Here is a 483-nt window from a genome sequence, read left to right on the forward strand (position 1 = left end):
CAGGCGCTCGTTCTTGGCGGCGAGGACCGTGAGCTCGCGTTGCAGGTCACGCCCGCCGGCAGCAGGTTCCGTCATGGTGATCGGCCTCCGTTCCGCGTCGCGGTGCGCCCTTCCTCCGGTCCACCGAGCACCACGCTGTGCCTGCTGGTCCGTCGACCCTAGCCGCCCGTGTCAACGGTGACGCCGCGACGACCCCGTGTCTCGTGACCGTCCCGAGGCGTGGACGCGCTCAGTCGTCCTCGGGCGGCGTGCCGTCCTCGCGCGCGGCGAGGTCGTCGGGCGCGACGTGCAGCTCACGGCGCACGCGGCGGATCTTCTTGGCCGACGTCTCTCGCTCGCCCATCGCCTCGGGCGACCACAGCTCGGCGTCCGGCGCGGGCGTGCCGTCGGGGGCCACGGGGTACGAGCCCTTCGCGGGCCGGCGCTTGCGCTGCGGCGGCTGCACGCCGTCGGCCAGCCGACGCGTCGTCAGGAGGAACCCGG

General features: G+C 74.5%; 1 pseudogene. It reads right to left on the bottom strand.

Annotated elements, in window-relative coordinates:
- Nucleotides 1-229: 229 nt before the first annotated feature.
- Nucleotides 230-483, bottom strand: a pseudogene (locus G3I71_RS46980) (hypothetical protein); the annotation flags it as partial.

Origin of the sequence: Streptomyces sp. SID12501 (assembly GCF_010550245.1) — a bacterium.
GTDB lineage: Bacteria > Actinomycetota > Actinomycetes > Streptomycetales > Streptomycetaceae > Streptomyces.